Raw genomic sequence first — 19,863 nt, forward strand, 5'->3', positions numbered from 1 at the left:
TAATTGCATGTTTTCCCTTATTGGCGGCTTAAAGTTAAAGCGATTAAACTCCGTTGTTATACAGAAGCACGCATTTGGAGCAAATCGGTGTCAGACCGCAGGCCAGAATCTCGCGTTGTTTTCGCAGATCCTCACCGTGGAAAATATCGGCCACACTTTCTTCGTATAAATTACCGACACTGAATTCCGGAAAAAATTTGCATGGATTGACCTTACCGTCTGGCATCACGTCCATCCGGTTCGAGATCGAGAAACACTTGGTCCGATTCATGGCCGGCTTTTCGCTACCCCGAATAAAACCTTCTACCTCTTCGGGCTCCAGCGCAGGCTGATAGCGGATACGTACATTCCACACTCGTGAATTGACTCGTTTAAATTCCTCGATTAATGTGTCGAAACGATCCGGTGAGATGTGAAACGTGAAAGAGTGCCAGCTATTCTTGTGGTCGCTCGCAAAGCGGGAGGCAAGGTGCGGAAAGTGCGCATCAAAGTAGGTGTCCATTTTTTCCGCCGTATCGGAAGGGATGTACCATGGGAAGCAGAAGTACACGGAATCAACGCCCAACCCTTCAAAGAATTCCATCAAGCTATAAAGCTGATCGACCATCTGGTCATTTACTGTCAGAGCTACGGACACTTTTCCTTTGTACAAGCCCTGCTTTTGCAGATCCAACAACAACTGTATGGCGTGAATCACTTTTTTGAACGTGCCTTTGCCCCGGATCGCGTCGTTCTCCTTCTCGAATCCTTCCAGGCTGACCAGCATGACTAAATTCTTAGACATTTTCAAAATAGAATCCAGCTTTTGTTCAATGAGAATCGCGTTTGTACAAATGGTCGTATGCCGATCTTCCTTAGCCAGCAGTTCTGCCAGTTCATCGAACTTGGAGTAAAATAGCGGTTCTCCGCCCCACAGGAACACACGTGATTTGCGTTCTCTCGTTTCGGCCAACAGTTTTTCCACGACGGGAATCTCGATTTCGTCTCTCTTCACTTCACTGGCAAAGCCGTGATGGAAGCCATCTGGATTCCATTCAAAGCAATGCTTGCACCGCAGGTTACAGCCGTTATTAAGCTTGATTCCGATCTCATAAGGCACGGGTGCGGCATACGTCGGGTCCTCCCGACGTTTCCTTCCCGTTTCTGCGAGCGGAACGAGGGTTCTTTTCATATTTTGGAATGTCAGCTTATCAAACGTAACTGCTGTTTTCGGCTGCATGTGTTTTCCTCCCCAAATGCTTGATTTTTGATCGCTGCTTTAGCAAACGTCTGTACATTTCTTCAAGATGTTGTTCCGAGTAATCCATGGCTTTCCATTCCGCGAATCGGATACCGAAACCACAGGACTTCCAATAGTTTGAATTCTGAAGCTCATGGTCACCAAACGGCTCTAACATGACAAAAGGTATTCCATAGGACAACGAATCGTTCAGTGTCGCTCCTCCCGGCTTGCTGATAATGGCAGCACAATTGCGCATCAGGTCCGTATAAGCAGAGTAATCACGGAGCGGAGTTGCCCGAAGAATGCCCTCTTCACGCACATATTGGTTCATTGGCGGAAATGAATGCCGCCCCTGGGCATCCCGACTCCATGGATTCCATGAAGCCTCTGTTCCGAAGTAGCGTGTGCTCCCATCGTCCTCCTCCACCTCGGAAGAATCGTAGACGATCACATCCAGCAAATAACCGAGTTGACGAAGCTCTGCAATCGTTGACACGTACGTTCCGATCCCCCAGCCGCCGCCATGGATCAGAATGCGTCCTTCACGCTGTGCATATGGCAGGAGTACCTTTTCATCTGAGGCAATATAGCAGTTTGGAGACAACCTTGAAGGCTCGTAAAGCCAAACGTTATCGTAGTCCGGATACAAGGACTTGTGTACTTTAAACGATGGCGTATCGCAGGCATCCAAGCGGATTATTTGAATATCCAGAGGCTTGTCCGCAATGGCTTTGTAGCGCTCCAGGATCGGGAGCCAAAAACCGGTAAACACAGCAAAATGAGACACACCATCACGTATCCATGCGTCCAAAAGGAACTGGACTTCCTCTTCATTCAGGGAAGAGTCTACAGGCTTGGCCAGTTTATGCCCCATAAGGGCAACAGAGAAATCAGCATGAAATGCTTTTTTGGTGGAATTAATCTTGCACCTGATTTCTTCTTGATACAGGTTCTCCAGAACGTGAACGTCCGTTCTAACACCTCTATCTTGCAGGTACGTGTTCAGATGCATAGCCGGAATGTATGCCCCAAGCGAATTGCCTGACGCAAGCAGGGTAACCGAAGATGAATTCATGCGCAGCCTCCGCATTCCAGAATTTAGTTGTACACTTTAATGGACAAGTCAGCGAGTACCTGCCTCAGACTCACGATCAGTTCACTGCGATGTTCGTCGTCACGGCCCACCACCGATATATACAACCGTCCCTTCGGCATACCACGATGACTCTGGATTCCCTCGGATATACGCCGAGAGGTCAGAATTTCGTTCACCATTATGGTGTTAGATGAAATAGGCATAATTCCGTACTCACCTTGCCCTCTGAATAGAAGACCGGATCCATGCAAAGCGTCCAGCAAACTTTCAAACGTAAAGCCTTCAGGTAGACCGAGAGACAGAAAGGTAAGCAGTCCACTATAGCCGTACGTTTCCCAGCCTTTATCAAGATATGCATTAATGAGACCCATGGACTTGCGCGCGTTAATTTCTACAATGGGTACGACATCTCCGTCCTTCAGAATCATGGAGTCGAAGCACACGAAGCCATGGTATCCGTCCTCGAATAATACCCGAAGTGCCCTTTCTATCGTATCAAAATAACCCGCGTTCTCCAGCAGAAGGAGCAAAGCCTCATCTGCTCTAATAGACCCGCCGTAATTCTGCTGCTGATTCAGCATACGCTGAACCGATAGGAAATCCCTCTCACCGCTCTTATGAATGAACCAATGTGAGCTGAAATCGATCTCTTTTCTCAGCAGTGGTTCCAGCAGGAATTGCGAGCGCAATCCTCTTCTCTCCTGCTTGTCCAGGTGCTCTGCTATTCTTCGTTGCATGGCTTCATTTTCAATGAGCATATTGCCCTTGCCGGAAACACCGAATGGATCTTTCAGTAAATACGCCCCTCGCTTCAGCAGCGTATTTCCGACAGCCTGCACTTCTACTACACTGTTCACTTCCGTACCATAACACTTCTCTCCGATCCTGGTCAGGAGTCGGTTGGAGTAAAATTTGGAATTTACATGCTTAACCGTCTCAAGGTCGGGCAAAGAACCCAACGATCCTTCGGCATGCAGGTACTCCTCCGTATCAGCCGTAATGGCATAAGGAGAGAGATGTTTTACGTTGTGGGTCAACATCGCTTCACGCTGTTGATCGTCTGAAGCAAGACTGAACATGCACTGCTTGAAAACGTCCGGTTCGGGTAAGGAACTCTCCACATCGTTCAAATCAAAGTGGTAACGGCTACGAAAGGAAAAACCTAACCCGTTCAGATACTCGTACAGCTTTGGATCGATTTTGCAGCGGGTGTAGAGGATATCGTCTGGCCCGCAAAATGGAAATAACAGCTCGTCCATACATAGGACAATGGATTCTCTGTCCTTATCAGGCATAGCAGGTAGCTTGGATAAGTCCGGATCCCTCCATCGCGTTTCAGGATCAAACGTCCCCATAACGATCGTTGGAATTACCCCGGCCTCACTTCTGGACATCTTCGTACAATGATTGCTCTTGAGACTGGCAGCTTTTCAGAAATGTTATAAATGTGTCGATCGACTGGAGATGTTCATAATCGAATTCGTCATAGTCAATGATTACGTTTAACTGATCCTCGACTTTGAGCATAAACTGGATCATTTGCAGAGAATCGAGACCAATATCGTTATTCAGTTCCGTTGCTGGGGACAGGGATTGGCGTAGTTCCGGTTGGTCTTCTTTAATAGCGCACAAAATATCTACGATTTTATCGTACATGACTACACTCCTTTAAAGTGATAATTGTGTGAGGTACAACCGAAATTATTGCGCTTACATATGCCATTCAAAACAAACCTCGTTTGGGTTTTGTTTTTCTCCTCCCTCTTCCAAAGTTACAATTATTATCTTTATAATGACATTTTATGTCAAGGGATAAAAACCTATGATATTCTACTCACAACAAGGCTTCTAGCCACTAAAAAACCGCTATTTTGGCGGCTTCCCAGGGTCGGCCCTCCTCATCTCGTTTTAGACGATTTTCTCCCTTTGATAAGATCAAGACAAATTGATAAAATTTATGTACTAACGGTTAAAGCCATCCATTTTAGAGAAAACGAGGCGAGGATATGATTGAAATTACGATTGAACTGGTTCGTCAATTAATCGATAGTCAATTTCCGAAGTGGAAAGGCTTAACGATAACACCCGTAGAAAAAAGCGGGCACGATAACCGCACCTATCGATTTGGAGACGAAATGACAATTCGTTTACCGAGTCACGAACGTTACGCCTCTGCTGTAGAAAAAGAACTGAAGTGGCTTCCTGTTTTCAAACCTCTGCTATCATTGCCCGTTCCAGCTCCCATTGCAAAAGGTGAACCTTCGGACGAATATCCCCTTCCCTGGTCGATCAACCGATGGATTAAAGGTGAGACCGTCTCGCCTGCCAATGTACTCGATCTAGGCGCATTTGCCGAAGACCTCGCTAAATTTCTGAGAGAACTAGAAGCCATTGATGCTAGTCACGGCATACCCGCAGGCATTCAAAATTTTCATCGCGGGGGGAACTTAGCGGTTTACGATACAGATACAAGGACCGTCATTGAAAAGGTATCCGGCCAATACGATCCAAAACTCATGACTGAAATATGGGAGCTTGCCCTGGCAACGAAATATCAAGCGTCACCGTTATGGCTGCATGGTGATGTTGCAGTAGGCAATCTGCTCGTGCAAGATGGACGACTGTGCGGGGTCATTGATTTTGGAACTATGGGCGTGGGCGATCCTTCAAGTGATCTTGTGATGGCATGGAATTTTTTTGATGATGTAAGTCGTGAGATATTCCTAAGCTGCATGAAAGTTGACCAAGATACGGTTGATCGTGCCCGTGGCTGGGCTTTGTGGAAAGCACTCATCTCCTACGATTGGAATGAACAAGGCTCGGAAGCCTCGAATTGGGGAAAGCGTGTCATAGATGTCATTATTCATGACTATAAATCGCTCTAAGCATATTAGCCTACCAAATCCCTACGCAGGGCGCACAGCCCCGCGTAGGGATTTCTTTCTGCTTATCCGTAGATTTGTTTTGCATTTATTTCAGCCATCCCATTTAACCTCTAAATCTTGCAATATTAATTACAAATCAGTGTTGACATTGAGCTTAGGATAAAGCAGTTCGTTATAACAAGCTGGTGAGATGATGTAGTGGTGATGCAGATATGAACTGGGGAGCGTCAATTGATCTTACTATTATGAATTTTTCATATGTTGAAATAATAATATAGTGTACGAAGAAAGATGCAGGTGAGTTAACATTTGAAGCTACACGATTAAATTCCCCCTTAATTTTTGGATGGAAATCTGGCGAAAGCAACCCCATTCCTATGGACATAGCCAGTACGCTTTTGTTGTTGTGAATTTTTCATATAGTGAAAATATAAGGTTGTTGCCAATAAAAAAGCCGCCTTTAAGGCGACTTTGTGATTATCATGCTATTTTTATAGCTGAAAGAATCAAGTTCGTCCAGTCCAGTCAGCTCCCGCTATTTCTTTCCAACGTTCTCTAATCTCGTCATATAGTTCCTTACTCAGAGCTCCTTTGGCGACAAGATCGGCATTTTGCTGCCAACGGTTAGGTTTGGCTGTACCCACAATCGCCGTGTCTACCCCTTCTGTACTGAGCGTAAAACGTAATGCCGTTTCAACGGCTGCTTGTGCATCTTCGCCCAGAAATCCATAACCAAGTTCATTCAAGCGCTTCCAGTATACAAAGGGATATGCTTCTTCCGGAAGCGAGTCATACGTCCATGCCGCATTGGCAATGGGACGTTTGGCAATAACCCCCATATTCCTCTTTCTCGCTTCTGGCAACGTCAGATCGATGGCTTCCTGATCGGCAATGTTCAGCGAGGTTTCAAAGCTGTCGAACACACCTGTCTGAATCGCATAAAGTGCATCTGTCGTATCGCCACTATATCCAATAAATCTTGTTTTCCCAGCTTCCTTGGCTCGTTGCAGCACTTCAATGACCGCTCCTTGCCGAAGTACTTCTTCAGAGCAACTATGAAGATGGATTACATCAACGTATTCCGTTTTTAGTCTTCTAAGACTACGGTCAATCGTTTGCTCTAATACTTTGGCGTCCCAATCTGGGCCATCTACCCCAGCGGCATGTCCACATTTGGTAAACAAATAATAATCGTCTCTGCGATGTGATAGCACATCTCCAATTAACTCTTCACTATCCCCATAACATTCAGCCGTGTCAATGACGTTTAACCCTGCATCCAACGCACTGTTAAGCAATGTTTCTACATCTGCTTTGGATACGTTCTTGCCGATCTCCGCTCCACCAAACCCAAGTGTACTTACTTTCATGCCAGTGTTTCCGTAATTACGTAGTTCCATGGATCATTTCCTCCAAGCTTCGTGAATTTGGTTACAGATAATGAAAGTTCATATAGTACAAAGTAGTCTTCGGTATGTATTACCCTTATGTTGGGTATTACACCCACTTGTTCATCTTACTTTATTTCCTCCAACACGGATACATCCGTTGAATCAGGTTACGAAGAACTGACTCGGGTTCCCCAGTTCAGGATGAAATTTCTCACGAAAGCGGCCTCCCGTGTATTCCCCTATGATTTTTCGCCAGAACGCCTGAGCAATGACATTGTTGCGCACCTGGGTTACTTTCCATCTTCCCGGAAAACGTTCAAACAGCTCATAAGCTGCCCGAGTACCCACTCCACTACGCCGGTATTTCTGCATTACAAAAAACTCGGTCAAATAGTAGTCATTATCTTTGCTGCCTGGTTCACAACGCTCTACTAATGCAAACCCTGCTGGTGCCTCATCACTCGTAATCAAAAAAGGAAACTTACGGTCTTCCTCTGACCAAAAAGCGTCCAATCCGGGATACTCCGGGAAAATACCGTTACTATCCACATCAATATTCAAATATTTAGTAAAATCATACAGATAAAATTGCATTAAGTGCCGAATCACCTGACTGCGTTCCCGGGGAACCAGCTCTATTTTTATATTCATCCGGTTCACCTCCTCTGCTCTACTTATAACTCATACTTTAAAGCTTTACACCGCCAAGGGCAAGGAAGCATGAATCTGCTTATTCCGGTTCCGTGAACAGGCTGTGACGATCTAAATATGGTAAACTAGGATATAGCATATTTTAGAAATTATTTTAACATGGGGGTGCCGAACTTGACCAATGTGCAAAAAGAGATTGACCGACGCAAGCTGGATGACAAACTGCCTTCCATGCCTTGGTTCGTTCAGCAATTCATTGACTATAAATTACCTGATTTATCTCCTTCTACTTTGCTTGAATATTTAAGGGATTATGAAGCCTTCTTTGGCTGGTTACGCGCAGAAGGATTGTCCGAAGCAAGCTCTAATAAGGAAGTTACATTGCTTGAACTGGAAGTCCTTCGAATGGAATCAGTGACATCATATCGATTATTTTTGGCCACCAAGCGTGAAGGAGCCAACTCCAGAATCACGGTTTCCCGCAAACTTTCTTCTCTGCGTTCGCTCTTTCATTATTTAAGTCAGATTGCGGAAGACGAAGATTTCTATCCACTGCTGAAACGAAACATTATGGCGAAGATTGAGATCAAACGTACCCATAAACCCAAAGATACAGCAGCCAAACTAAAGGGTAAACTTCTGGAAGAAGAAGAGTTGCTGGAGTTTATCGGATACATCCTTGAAGGATATGCCGTGGATATGGAAAAGAACAAACAGGCAATCTACTCACATGAGCTAAACAAAGAACGGGATGCCTGCATCGCCAGCCTCATTCTGAATTCGGGTTTGCGTGTATCAGAAGTGGTGAACCTTAACGTGGATGATCTGGATCTGAACAATAAACTTCTATATGTATATCGCAAAGGTAATAATGATGAGACGTTTAAGACACCCGTGTATTTTAGAGAACAAGCCAAGGATGAACTCGCAACCTATATCAATCTGCGCCAGTCACGTTACCGCACACCCAAACGGGAAAAAGGCTTGTTTATCGCTCTTCGCAATGGAGATTCCGAAGGAAGTCGGATGACCAAACGGGCCATACAGGCCATGATCATGAAGTACGCCAAACAATTCGGCAAGCCGTATCTAACTGTGCATAAATTGCGCCATTCTTTTGCGACTGACTATTATTTGCAAAATGATATCTATAAAACGAAGGAACAGCTTGGACACGCTTCTACAGAAACAACCGAAATTTACGCGCACCTCACGGATAAAACGATGTCTGAAGCAATTGAACGCCGCACTGATGACGGGATTTAGTCTATTTTTACAGCTCAAGTATGATTCGATTCCTTACAAAATATCAAGCTAACTTAAAAAAGCGATTCTTCCAGGAAAATGTTCCTGCAAGGTTCGCTTTTTTTATTTTTATTCACTCGCAAAATTAATGAAAACATACTCTTTTCCTTACATTTCATACCATTAAGTTTACATAATAATTATTTCGTCATAATTTTCTTTTCTCTTCATGACGCTCAAGCGAGACCAGCCATCTTGCTATATCCTCTGTCTCATGAATAGAATGCCAAACGAGGCTCCCTCTTGCCTCCACACATTCTCTCCTTTCATCCGTCAGCCATGAAACAATACCAACTACATCCTGTAACGTCTCGATTAGAGAAAGGTCCTTCACTTCACGGACCATGACCAATTTGGGGTAAGGCGCTTGTTTGTATCCCTCAATGAGAATCCAGTCGTACGCTGACAGATAGTTTATCATGTCTTCCAACGGAGTTGCTTGTCTTTCAATGAGTGCAGTACGTTTATCCGACATGACAACGACTGCATCGGCCCCCGCCTGAGCAAAGCTGTAGGAATCTGTTCCTTCGTGATCCATCTCAAAATGATCATGTCCATCATGTTTAATTACAGCCACTCTTCGTCCAGCAGAAGTAAGGTATCGGGTAAGTGCAGCAATTAAGGTGCTTTTGCCTGTGTTTTTATATCCAACAATCTGCATGATATGTGGTGAAGTGCTGCTTATTTCAGACATGTATGACCTACCTGACATGACCCGTGGGAAGTCTGAGAATTCGAACCTGTTCACCAGCAGGAATGCCCTTTTTCTCGGGCGGAACAACGATCAGGCAATCGCTATCTTTAATAGTAATCATGACACTGGATTCGTCCACACGCGAGGCAGAAGGTTTAGCATACACCATTCCGTTACGTATCTCTGTCCGTCCGCGTACAAATCGTGTGAAATTGTTGACCTTTGTATAGTCATCATCCAAAATAGCTGTCCATTCCTCCAAATAAGGATGAGCATCGGCCTGCATCGTGCGAATCGTTGGCCGAACAAACAACCCAAAGCCGACAAAACAAGCTCCAGGATTGCCCGAAAGCGCAAATAGGAGCTTGTCATTAACCACAGCAGCCGTCGTAACACTACCGGGACGCATAGTCACTTTGTTAAACAGCATCTCCATATTCCCTTCCCGAACCAGGTCACCCATAATATCATAATCTCCTACGGATACCCCACCTGTTGTGACCACCATATCATTATGTTCAAGCGCTTCTGCAAGCTTCGTACGTGCGGTATCCACATCATCAGCGATTGAACCATACATAACCGGTTCGCCTCCCGCCTCAACGACCAGAGAACGAAGCATATAGCTGTTACTGTTTCGGATACGCCCTGGTTGCAATGGCTCGTCCACTTCCAATAATTCTGTACCTGTTGCAAAAATAGCTACCTTTGGGCGTTTATATACAGGCACTTGACCTACGCCGAAAGTCGCCAGCACGGATTGTTCACCTGCCTGAATAATCGTTCCTGCTTCCAGCAGCAATTGGCCCTCATGAACTTCCAATCCAATTGGCGTAATGTTAGCATCAGGCTGAATATGACGCTTCAGGGCAATCCATTGTTCCCCGTGCTCTTCTTTACTTTCAGTCATCTCCATCATAACAACAGCATCTGCACCTTCCGGTACTTGAGCTCCTGTCATGATCCGAGCAGCTGTACCAGATGTAATCGTAAGATCCGATGTATACCCGCATGGAATTTCATCAATGACACGGAACCAAATCTGCTGCTCGCTGGATGCTCCAATCGTATCCGAACTTAGAATCGCGAACCCATCCATTCCGGAACGACGAAAGAATGGGTAAGGATGGGGAGCATGAATTGTCTCAGCAAGCGTTCGACCATGTGCTTGCTCAAGTGTTACTTTTTCTATTGAACCCGAACTGACATGAGCAGCAACTTTCGCCTGCGCATCCGGTACTTGTATAGCTTTACGGATAAATTTCGCAGTCGTCATATCCGTTGAATGTGAATTTATTTTCAATGGTGATAGAACCTCCCTGGGTCATTTGTTCATATTAAAAAGTGTAGCCCGAAAGCTAGGTCATGACAAGTACTCTCCAACATACCATTCACATGAAAGACGAATTGACAGACTATAATATGTAAGAGAAAAGGAGCTGACTTTTATGAACCAACGATGCGAATTATGTGGAAGGGAGCCTGTCGAGACAACAGTCCATCACCTGACACCGAAAGAAATGGGTGGAACGCACATGCCTACTGCCGATCTCTGTATCCCTTGCCACAAACAAATTCATTCTCTGTATACCAATCGCCATATTATAACCTTAGGTTTAACTGAGATACAGGCACTAAGGCAAGATAAGCGCATCGCTCCTTATATCCGCTGGATTCGCAAACAACCTGCCACAACCATTCCTCGTGTTCGAAAGTCCCATCATGTCCGCAAATCGTAAAACAAAAAGAACAGCGTCCAAGGTCATTTTCAGTGGCATAGCTCGCTCCACCTTACCTTTTCACTGTTCTTCTGCGAATGATTTGATATTGCGGGCCCCATTCATGAGAAGTGCTACCTACGCCTCATGATTCGGCCACCGCCAACCCTCGTTTTGGGCTTTTTATAAGAGCTCTTCGGTGAATCAAATAATCCTCCAAGGCCGCCACTACTTTTATTACGATCAATTGTGCCTTTGCTTTGTTCCTTATTTCGGCTGAATAATCCTCCACCGGAGCCTACGCTGGAATCCTTATCGCTACCACGCCGGGTAATTGACCCTTTCCGGTCAACGGTAATCGGCGGAGCAACCTTTTTATCTTTACTCGTCGGTGTCCGATAGGAACCTTCACTTGGTTTGTACGTGTCCTTGTTCGTATAACCCCGATACGTACCGGACCCTCTACCCCCAAACGAATCAAACAAATTACCGATTAATGTTGCAGTTAAGTAACCTTGCAAAAAGGACGAATCATAATTCTGCCGAACATATTCCTTGGAATCCACCTCAACCAAGGTGTCTTCCGCTTTATTCGGGTCTTGCTGCAAATGATAATACTGGTCCTGATACACCAGGAACATCCGCTCTGTATTTTCCGCCGAGATCTGATCCGGCTTCCGCTGTTCAGATAATTCCTGAGCAACCTCTGGAACGGTACGATCGGCAGCTCGGTACACATAGGATGTCGTGTTACCACTGCCACTGACCGATTCAAGCGGATATGTGTCCTGAACGGAAGGTGCTCCGCACGCGGACAGCAGCGACATCACAAGGCTGAGGACCAGCATTAATTTTAATCCATGTGCCAAGCGCTTTTTCATTGGAACCTCTCCTAGCTCGAACGAATCACTTTGATATCCGCAGGAAGAATGGACTCACCCTCATACAGCGTAAATCTTCTGTCTTGCCACTCCACACGCAAAAGCATGTTATCATCAGACTGATATTGCCATACTAATTGTTCCCCAGCCTGACCATAGGGTGTCCTGCCTGCAGTGGTTACCATTCCTCCGTATTCTTCCTCCAGATGATACGCACGTCCATCCAGATCCAGCAACGTAGGCACCTCGTCTGGTGCATCAAGACGGCCATCAATTGGTGTATAGAGGGCATACCGGGTCATTTCCCGTTCTTCAATATGCAAATGTCGGATTGCCGTACCATCCTGCAACGTGAGGACAGCCGCATTCCGTGCTCGATGATGTACCCGCCCAACAACTTCATAGGTGACCAGCGAAACCTCACAGATATCACCAGGTGCCAGCTGAAGCATTGTTTTCTCTGCCTGGGGCGGTTCAGGTTTGGCTAGTATACCTTTAATCCGTTTCCACACACTCATGCCCATTACTCCTGTTCTTTATCTTATAAACAAGCTGCAATAATTAATGCGCCCACGATATGTAGTGCACCCGAGAACAAACCGTAACCTGTCTTGCCCTGCTGTATTCCCGTATCCAGATCCAGATTGGCCCATCTCCGAATCATAAAGTGAACCACACTCTCCAGAATCAGCAAAATGATAAATGAAACAACGGATACCAACAACGCTTCTCCAAGATGACCCGCTGTCGAAATGGAGGTGGCGAGTACATATCCCTGAGCAAACAGCTTCATAACCATACGAGTCGTAACGGCCATATTGCCCGCCTTCACTTCGGCAAAATCCTTATACTTCGTGAACAAAGAATCCACATACATTAAAACAAACAGCAAAACCGAACCCGATAACGTCCAGACCAGCATTGCCAAAATGTTCAAATCCATTTACATAGCCCCCACATTTCAACATGAACCGCAATTAAAAGCGAAGGAGAAACGCTGGTCTCTCCTCCGCTGGTACCCCTGCTTGCTTACAAGGTTTAGTTCTTATTTTCGTATTGCTTCATCAATGCTGCCAGTTCATCCTCAACAGCCTGATCCTTGCCAAGCTTCTCAAACTCATCATCCAGCGATTTTCCTTTGGACGACATTTCATTGCTGGCCTCAGCCTGAGCTTCCATCTGCATCATTTTTTCTTCCATACGCTTCATGCCGGCACTTGCAGTATCGGAGCCAAATCCGTTCAGCGCCTTGTTGATTTCGGTTTGAGCTTTTGCAGCGTTGTAGCGCGCAACCAATGTTTCACGTTTATTTTTCATTTGGGTCAATTGTTTACGCATTTCGTCCAGCTTGCCACGAAGGTTATCGGCAGAAGCCTTGTTTTGATCATAGCTTGTTTTGTATTCGGCCATCTTCTCTTCAGCGACTTTTTTCTCTTCCAGTGCCCGACGAGCCAAATCCATATTCTGTGCACGTGCTGCTGTATGTGCTTGCTCCTCACGTTTCTTCACGAGAGCTTCCTGTTCTTCGAACAGCTGCTTGAATTTCTTCTCAATGGCGATCTGTGCAGCAACAGCTTTCTCCGCGTCTTCCAGATCTTCCTGCATATCTCGGATATATTGATCCGTCATCTTGATCGGATCTTCTGCCTTGTCAATAATAGAGTTAATGTTAGACATCGTTAAATCGCGCAATCGTTTGAAAATGGACATTATGGTATTCCTCCTAGTCGATAGTTCATCCTTGTATATAATCATACATACGTGGCAATGTTCTACTCGTTTCAATTTTAACAAAAAAAATCATAAAAAACGATTTTAGCCTGCTTAGCCTATATGGAACTATTGAATCAATCGACCCGTTTGGCACAGCTCTTCATCAAGCAGCTTCTCTGCAGTCTGCACAATCTCATCAATCTGCATCCGCGTAATTGCATCAAAGTGAATCCCCATTATTACGGTTACGGTTACCTTTAAATGAAGGGCAGCCTTACGTGCGAGCCTTTCACACAACTCTTGTTCTTTATGCCCTGGAATATGCACCGTAGCCCCACTCACTCGTTCACGGTCTGGATAAAATGTTGCTACTGCTCCAATATGTGATCTTCCTCCAGTTACCATAAACACTTTGTCTTCCCCTGCCTCAATCACCTGTAAACGAACGGAGTTTAAGTCGTATGTACTCATCCTGCTCCACCTGTCCTTTTCTATATATATGGTGGAATTATGGCTCCGATTTAGCGAATCAGCAATGAAACATCTCACATCATGCATAAATACGGATGGCCCCGGGCATACCAAAGAGAACGCAATTTTGGAAAAGGAGGCACGAACATGCGTATACGCCTCATAATGTTATCCATCATGGTCATTCTTCTGGGAGGAAGTTATGCTCCTGCTCAGTTATGGGCTTCTTCAAGCCCGCAAGCCGAACCTGCTTCGAAGTCTGATTCTCCTGAAGAAGAACAGTTAACTCTGGGACAACTCAGACAGAAATATGCGGATACGTTCAAAACCAATGGCCCCTCAACAAAAAAGGTCGCTCTGACTTTTGATGACGTACCTGATCCAAGGTTCACACCGCAGGTACTGGATATTCTAAAAAAATACAAGGTGCGGGCTACGTTTTTCATTGTGGGAAATCGCGCTGAGAAACATCCGGATTTAGTGAAACGCATGGTGAAGGAAGGGCATATTGTGGGCAACCACAGCTACAATCACCCGGAGTTCAGTAAGTTATCCATGAATGCATTTCGCAAACAAATCTTACATACCGGGGATATTATTCGAAATCTGGCGGGTTACACTCCCAAAATGATTCGTCCACCCTATGGCGACATTAACGAGCAACAGCTGCAATGGGCAGCCAAACAACATTACAGCATTGTGAACTGGAACGTCGATTCTCTGGACTGGAAGGGCCTCTCCAAAGAGGAAGTCAAGCAAAACATCCTGTCCGCCGTCAAACCGGGCTCGATTGTTCTGCAGCATGCAGGAGGCGGTGTAGGATCAAAGCTGAGTGGTACCATTGAGGCGTTGCCTGAAGTTATCGAGGAATTACGAAACCGCGGGTACGAGCTGGTGACTTTGGACGAAATGCTGGAACTGCCAAAGGGTAAATAGGTTTAGATTACGGCAATCGGATATTCAAAAGGGTGTCCTTCAATCACATTATCGTGATTGGAGAACACCCTTTACTGTTTAATTTAGATTTAGTTGGAGTCACATATGATGATGTGAAGTTCGCTTTGATTTTATTTCAAAATGTAAAGTTCAACATCCTGAATACCAAATGTACTCACGGATTGCTTGCTGCCAGGAATAAAGATATCGATCTTGTGACCTTTAATGGCACTGCCCACATCACGAGCCGTAGCGACAAATGCCTGTTTTGGCAGTCCTGGATGTGTATGACCTGTCACCAGTACCTTTGTACCCAATGGAATGATACTTGGGTCTACTGCAATGGTACCCAATTCAAGCGGATTACCGAAGTAATCCACAGCACCCCATCCTCCATTTTCGGAAGCATCCGCGGAGTATGCTGTTGCTTTGACGTCGACAGCTTTGCTGTAATCAAACGTTTTCCCCCAGGCTTGAACAACCTTACTGTCCGCGTTAACGTCAAGACTTGCGGCAGTTACCGTTTTAGCTGCTGCAGCAGAAGCTGTGTTCGTTGTTTTACCAGGAATCGTAATTTTCAAACCGCCATAAATGTTGTAAGCTGAGATATCATTGTTAGCTTTAATAAGAGCGTTAAGTCCAACTCCATATTGTTTGGATAAGGTGTAGAAGGTATCCCCCTCTTTGGCCATATGAACTGAGTCAGCATGAGCCGGAACGGCCTGAATGAGCATTGCTGCTGTCAGCAAAGCTGTTGCTGTTTTGGCTATACGTTTCTTGTTAATCATGGTCTTCCTCCCTCATTATGCCTGCGAAGTTAGTTGTCGGATTCGGATGGAGGAAACCACCCTATAGGTTCAATTACATTAAAAATTTATGTAGCCCTAATTCACCCCAAGCCGTGTGCAAATGATTCTTCCCCAAGCACACCTTGCATCGTTACATCCCCCACACTCCCAACTCCGGAAGTTTCGGCAGGAACAAATATATCACAATTTTGTAACCAAGAGTCGTAGTAAATGTTACCATCTGGCTAATTCACTTCAACATTTATGCTGAATTCTAGCGACTTTTTCAAAAAAATTTCTGTTTGGGCTTATATCGTTGATGACAGAAACGTTACTTTTTATGTAAATCCGTGCGTATCCTTACATAACAAAACAATCCCTATTGACTAATCGTCGACAGGGATTGTTTAGGGGATGAAATTCTCATCCGCAGTATAGATTTTGTATTTTCATCTTGATCTTCATCCTTAATGACTTGGATGTATTAGAGCACTTTAGCGAGGAAGTCACGTGTACGTGCATGCTTAGGCTCACCAAACACTTCATTAGGCGTTCCTTCTTCTACAATAACCCCACCATCCATAAACAGGATGCGATCACCCACTTCGCGTGCGAAGCCCATCTCATGCGTTACAATAACCATAGTCATGCCACCCTCTGCAAGCCGCTTCATGACATCCAGTACTTCACCGACCATTTCAGGGTCCAGTGCAGAAGTAGGCTCGTCAAACAGCATGACATGCGGCTGCATCGCAAGAGCTCTTGCAATGGCTATCCGTTGTTTTTGTCCACCGGACAGCTGATTTGGAAAGGCGTCCTTTTTGTCAGACAGGCCAACCGTCTTGAGCAAGTCTGCGCAGATTTGTTCCGCTTCGTGTGCAGACTGTTTTTTCACTTTAATGGGAGCAATCGTAATGTTCTGCTGCACCGTTTTGTGCGGGAACAGATTGAAATGCTGGAATACCATCCCCATTTTTTCACGAGTTGCATTAATGTTATGTTTGGGGTCAGTGATCGAAACTCCCTCAAAGTCAATCTCACCGGAAGTAGGCTGCTCCAGTAAGTTCAGACAACGTAAAAAGGTACTTTTCCCCGATCCGGACGGACCGATGACCACGACAACCTCACCTTTGCCAATCGTTACGTTAATGCCCTTAAGCACTTCGTTCTTATCATAGGATTTATATAATTGTCTAACGTCTATCACTTGCACTCAACTTCCTTTCCAGTCGACCCAGCAGCTTGGACAAAATGAACGTCAGCACAAAGTAGATGGCTGCCGCAATCAGGAATGGATTCATCCCTTGATACGTAATATTTTTGACCACACTTGCTTGGTACATAATGTCCACCATACCGATAACGGAGATAATGGAGGATTCCTTGATAATGGTCACGAACTCATTACCGATCGCCGGCAACACCGCTTTGAACGCTTGTGGGAGCACGATGAAGCGCATTGCCGCACCTCTGCCCATCCCCAGGGAACGAGCTGCTTCCAGTTGGCCGCGATCCACACCCTGTATACCTGCGCGGAAAATCTCAGCAAGATAGGCACCGCTGTTAATGGATAGAGTGATAATCCCCGCCTGAAGAGCAGAGAAATTAATTCCAAAGGTCAATGAAACACCGTAATAGATAATCATCAATTGCACCAGCATTGGCGTCCCACGAATGAGCTCAACATAAGCTGTTCCGATCCAGCGCAAAATGGCGATGTCATGCAGACGGAACAAACAGATGATTAGACCGATGATAACACCGAAAAATACACCAAGTGCAGAAAGCAGCAATGTGTACCCTAATCCCGTGGCATAAAAGCTTTTGTATTGCCAAAATACTTCAAAAATATTTTGTTTACTCTTCTCTGCCATCATCTGGCTTGCTTCCGTAACCAATTGATCGATTTTATTTTCGCTTTTCAGACGTTCGAGCGTTCCGTTCACTGCATTCAGCAATTCCGTATTGCCCTTACGAATCCCGATTGCCGCTTCGGCCTGCTCCTCATCCGGAATAGCGGGAGCTAGTCCAATAACATCATCTAGATAACCGGCAGCTACCGTATCCTCAACGATTGCAGCATTTACACGATTAGTCTGCAATTGCAGCACGATATCGGATATTTTATCAAGCGCTGTCAGTTTTGCGCCTGGGATTCCCTGGCCAATCGTTTCCTGAATGGAGCCTTTTTGGACACCTATTTTTTCATTTTCCAGATCAGCCATGGTTGGATATTTATCTTTATCCGCATTGCGAATCATGATGACTTGCTTTGATTTATAATAGGTATCGGAGAAGTCAATGCTTTGTCTACGCTCATCCGTTGGTGTCATTCCCGAGATGACCATATCCACACGACCACTCTGTAACGCAGGAAGAAGTCCGTCAAAACCCATATCCTCTATTACAAGCTCTGCGCCTAAATCGGCAGCAATTTCTTTAGCAATCGAAATATCAAATCCGACTATTTGGTCTTTACCATCAATCACTTTATGGAATTCATATGGTGCAAAATCGGCACTTGTACCGAGCACCAGCTTTTTACTGCCTGAACTGCCTGAACTGCCTGTAGTTCCCGCTGCCGACGCAACAGGTGCAACCGTAGTTAGCAAGACCACAAGAGCTAGCAGCATCATGGTGTAACGACTAATCAATTTCAACCCTGTTCTCCCCTTATAATACTTTGTATGCTTTCTGTTGTTGATGCCTGAGTCATTATAAAGTAGAATGCATGATTATGCAATGCATTTCGACATTACAAATCCTGACTAGTTTCTGAAAAATAACCGCAACTATGATATAATTATTGAATTATTTTCATTTTTGCTTAAGGAGTCCACCATGACACATACCAAAACACAAATTTCAACTGTAATTGATCAATATGCTTCCCGTTTTAAGGAGATTTCATCATACATTGGTGCCAATCCCGAACTTGGTAACGAAGAATACCTCGCCTCTGCTCGGTTAAAAGAAGAACTAGCCTACCATGGTTTTTCCGTAGAAGCTCCTGTCCTTGGCTTGGACACCGCATTCATCGGAACGTATGCAGCTTCCAAGCCAGGTCCGACTATTGCCCTGTTATGTGAATACGACGCACTACCGGAAATCGGTCATGCTTGTGGGCACCATCTAATCTGTATGATGAGCCTCGGAGCTGCAGTAGGTCTGAAGTCCATACTGGATGAAGTCGGCGGAACATTAAAAGTGTTCGGTACACCAGCGGAAGAAACGCGCGGCGCTAAAGTGCCTATGGCTGAAGCAGGGTTATTTGACGACTGTGATGTCGCGCTAATGGCTCACCCTTACTACGCCTATGAGAAATCTGGCAGTTCCCTGGCTATTGATGCCGTACAATTTGAATTCCATGGGAAATCTTCACATGCTGCTGCAAGTCCACATGAAGGCATTAATGCCCTGGATGCGGTTATCCAGACGTTTAACGGCATTAATGCGTTCCGTCAACAAGTGAAAAGCACAGTTCGTATTCATGGGGTTATCAATAGCGGAGGACAGGCAGCGAACATCATACCTGACTACGCTTCTGCCCAATTCTATGTGCGTGCCTCGACGAGAAAAGAGTTGAATATTCTCACTCAACGCGTAATTCAGATCGCGGAAGGTTCTGCTCTGCAAACCGGATGCCGGCTTGTTACATCCAATTATGAGACTTCCTATGATGAGATGGTCACGAATGAATCGTTATCTGCTGCTTTTAGTGCTAATCTGCTTGAACTCGGCATTTCTCAAGAAGAGATCGTGAGTGGTAACGACCATGGTTCCATGGATATTGGTAACGTATCCTTGCGTTGTCCTGCGATCCATCCTTATATCCGTGTGGTGGACGAAGTTCATACGCTTCATTCCATTGAATTCCGTGATCTGGCGCTTCAGGAACGGGCCCTGGATGGTATGATCCTTGGAGCCAAGGCACTTGCTGCAACTGCTTATGATGTTCTTACACAGCCTGAACTGCTGCAAACCATTCAAACAGAATTTAAGCAAGCAAGTCGCTAAATTTTTCGTAAACTGCTGCGTATTAACAGCAGGGTGTTCTGCAGGACCTGCATTTCAGGTCTTACAGAACACCTTTTTTGTTTATCATAAATACG

Annotated in this window: 21 protein-coding genes and 1 riboswitch; of the genes, 5 read left to right on the plus strand and 16 right to left on the minus strand. The window is 45.3% G+C overall.

Going from position 1 to position 19,863, the window contains the following annotated elements; all coding sequences use genetic code 11:
• Positions 1-43 precede the first annotated feature (43 nt).
• From ACDJ58_RS17160 to ACDJ58_RS17175, 4 genes are read right to left on the minus strand one after another with little or no spacing between them, the layout of a single operon-like run.
• On the minus strand, positions 44-1,219 hold the full coding sequence (locus ACDJ58_RS17160; protein ID WP_413372096.1) for a radical SAM protein: 1,176 nt from the start codon (positions 1,217-1,219) through the stop codon (positions 44-46).
• Positions 1,191-2,297 carry a hypothetical protein gene (locus tag ACDJ58_RS17165; RefSeq protein WP_413372097.1) on the minus strand — a complete coding sequence of 369 codons (1,107 nt, stop codon included), beginning with the start codon at positions 2,295-2,297 and terminating at the stop codon, positions 1,191-1,193. Before ACDJ58_RS17165 ends, ACDJ58_RS17160 begins: the two co-directional genes overlap by 29 nt.
• Positions 2,298-2,320: 23 nt before the next feature.
• Positions 2,321-3,712 (minus strand): hypothetical protein, encoded by a 1,392-nt coding sequence (locus tag ACDJ58_RS17170; RefSeq protein WP_413372098.1) that lies wholly within the window; start codon positions 3,710-3,712, stop codon positions 2,321-2,323.
• Positions 3,699-3,974, minus strand: coding sequence for an acyl carrier protein (locus tag ACDJ58_RS17175; protein ID WP_064637210.1), 276 nt, complete (start codon positions 3,972-3,974; stop codon positions 3,699-3,701). Before ACDJ58_RS17175 ends, ACDJ58_RS17170 begins: the two co-directional genes overlap by 14 nt.
• 350 nt (positions 3,975-4,324) lie before the next feature.
• Between ACDJ58_RS17175 and ACDJ58_RS17180 the strand changes: the two genes are divergently transcribed.
• Positions 4,325-5,203 (plus strand): aminoglycoside phosphotransferase family protein, encoded by an 879-nt coding sequence (locus ACDJ58_RS17180; RefSeq protein ID WP_413372100.1) that lies wholly within the window; start codon positions 4,325-4,327, stop codon positions 5,201-5,203.
• Positions 5,204-5,709: 506 nt separating this feature from the next.
• On the opposite strand, the gene ACDJ58_RS17185 is transcribed toward ACDJ58_RS17180, so the two are convergent.
• Positions 5,710-6,603, minus strand: coding sequence for an aldo/keto reductase (locus ACDJ58_RS17185; RefSeq protein ID WP_413372101.1), 894 nt, complete (start codon positions 6,601-6,603; stop codon positions 5,710-5,712).
• A gap of 153 nt (positions 6,604-6,756) precedes the next feature.
• Positions 6,757-7,245 (minus strand): GNAT family N-acetyltransferase, encoded by a 489-nt coding sequence (locus tag ACDJ58_RS17190; protein WP_076289151.1) that lies wholly within the window; start codon positions 7,243-7,245, stop codon positions 6,757-6,759.
• A 159-nt stretch (positions 7,246-7,404) separates the two neighbouring features.
• Between ACDJ58_RS17190 and xerS the strand changes: the two genes are divergently transcribed.
• Positions 7,405-8,511: a tyrosine recombinase XerS gene (gene xerS, locus ACDJ58_RS17195; protein ID WP_076289150.1), complete on the plus strand. Its 1,107-nt coding sequence runs from the start codon at positions 7,405-7,407 to the stop codon at positions 8,509-8,511.
• A gap of 187 nt (positions 8,512-8,698) precedes the next feature.
• Here xerS and mobB read toward each other — a convergent pair whose 3' ends face one another.
• Together mobB and glp are read right to left on the minus strand one after the other, a co-directional pair.
• Complete coding sequence (gene mobB / locus ACDJ58_RS17200; RefSeq protein ID WP_413372102.1) at positions 8,699-9,244, minus strand: molybdopterin-guanine dinucleotide biosynthesis protein B; 546 nt, start codon at positions 9,242-9,244, stop codon at positions 8,699-8,701.
• A gap of 7 nt (positions 9,245-9,251) precedes the next feature.
• On the minus strand, positions 9,252-10,520 hold the full coding sequence (glp, locus tag ACDJ58_RS17205; RefSeq protein WP_413379715.1) for a gephyrin-like molybdotransferase Glp: 1,269 nt from the start codon (positions 10,518-10,520) through the stop codon (positions 9,252-9,254).
• A 172-nt stretch (positions 10,521-10,692) separates the two neighbouring features.
• On the opposite strand from glp, the gene ACDJ58_RS17210 reads away from it, so the two are divergent.
• Entirely contained in the window at positions 10,693-10,983 is a 291-nt protein-coding gene (locus ACDJ58_RS17210; protein WP_413372103.1) for an HNH endonuclease, read from the plus strand.
• A 113-nt stretch (positions 10,984-11,096) separates the two neighbouring features.
• Here ACDJ58_RS17210 and ACDJ58_RS17215 read toward each other — a convergent pair whose 3' ends face one another.
• The 5 genes from ACDJ58_RS17215 to ACDJ58_RS17235 all read right to left on the minus strand — a co-directional run bounded on the left by ACDJ58_RS17215 (position 11,097) and on the right by ACDJ58_RS17235 (position 14,027).
• The gene (locus ACDJ58_RS17215) at positions 11,097-11,843 is read right to left on the minus strand and encodes a DUF4247 domain-containing protein (RefSeq protein WP_072733273.1); all 747 of its coding nucleotides are present in this window, start codon (positions 11,841-11,843) and stop codon (positions 11,097-11,099) included.
• 11 nt (positions 11,844-11,854) lie between these two features.
• Complete coding sequence (locus ACDJ58_RS17220; protein WP_163757911.1) at positions 11,855-12,361, minus strand: DUF4178 domain-containing protein; 507 nt, start codon at positions 12,359-12,361, stop codon at positions 11,855-11,857.
• A gap of 23 nt (positions 12,362-12,384) precedes the next feature.
• Entirely contained in the window at positions 12,385-12,786 is a 402-nt protein-coding gene (locus tag ACDJ58_RS17225) for a DUF350 domain-containing protein (RefSeq protein WP_063562809.1), read from the minus strand.
• Between the two features lie 95 nt (positions 12,787-12,881).
• Entirely contained in the window at positions 12,882-13,553 is a 672-nt protein-coding gene (locus ACDJ58_RS17230) for a PspA/IM30 family protein (RefSeq protein WP_024634017.1), read from the minus strand.
• A 129-nt stretch (positions 13,554-13,682) separates the two neighbouring features.
• Positions 13,683-14,027: a hypothetical protein gene (locus ACDJ58_RS17235; RefSeq protein WP_413025261.1), complete on the minus strand. Its 345-nt coding sequence runs from the start codon at positions 14,025-14,027 to the stop codon at positions 13,683-13,685.
• A 147-nt stretch (positions 14,028-14,174) separates the two neighbouring features.
• On the opposite strand from ACDJ58_RS17235, the gene ACDJ58_RS17240 reads away from it, so the two are divergent.
• A complete protein-coding gene (locus tag ACDJ58_RS17240) occupies positions 14,175-14,963 on the plus strand; it encodes a polysaccharide deacetylase family protein (RefSeq protein WP_413372105.1) in 789 nt (262 codons plus the stop codon).
• 131 nt (positions 14,964-15,094) lie between these two features.
• On the opposite strand, the gene ACDJ58_RS17245 is transcribed toward ACDJ58_RS17240, so the two are convergent.
• The 3 genes from ACDJ58_RS17245 to ACDJ58_RS17255 form a co-directional block, all read right to left on the minus strand.
• Positions 15,095-15,751 carry a 3D domain-containing protein gene (locus ACDJ58_RS17245; protein WP_413372106.1) on the minus strand — a complete coding sequence of 219 codons (657 nt, stop codon included), beginning with the start codon at positions 15,749-15,751 and terminating at the stop codon, positions 15,095-15,097.
• A 2-nt stretch (positions 15,752-15,753) separates the two neighbouring features.
• A riboswitch (cyclic di-AMP (ydaO/yuaA leader) is annotated at positions 15,754-15,950 on the minus strand.
• A 285-nt stretch (positions 15,951-16,235) separates the two neighbouring features.
• Positions 16,236-16,958 carry an amino acid ABC transporter ATP-binding protein gene (locus ACDJ58_RS17250; RefSeq protein ID WP_413372108.1) on the minus strand — a complete coding sequence of 241 codons (723 nt, stop codon included), beginning with the start codon at positions 16,956-16,958 and terminating at the stop codon, positions 16,236-16,238.
• Positions 16,945-18,411, minus strand: coding sequence for an ABC transporter substrate-binding protein/permease (locus tag ACDJ58_RS17255; RefSeq protein ID WP_413372109.1), 1,467 nt, complete (start codon positions 18,409-18,411; stop codon positions 16,945-16,947). Before ACDJ58_RS17255 ends, ACDJ58_RS17250 begins: the two co-directional genes overlap by 14 nt.
• A gap of 181 nt (positions 18,412-18,592) precedes the next feature.
• Between ACDJ58_RS17255 and ACDJ58_RS17260 the strand changes: the two genes are divergently transcribed.
• Positions 18,593-19,768: a M20 family metallopeptidase gene (locus ACDJ58_RS17260; protein WP_413372110.1), complete on the plus strand. Its 1,176-nt coding sequence runs from the start codon at positions 18,593-18,595 to the stop codon at positions 19,766-19,768.
• Positions 19,769-19,863: the final 95 nt, after the last annotated feature.

Origin of the sequence: Paenibacillus taichungensis, assembly GCF_047302525.1 — a bacterium.
GTDB lineage: Bacteria > Bacillota > Bacilli > Paenibacillales > Paenibacillaceae > Paenibacillus > Paenibacillus taichungensis_B.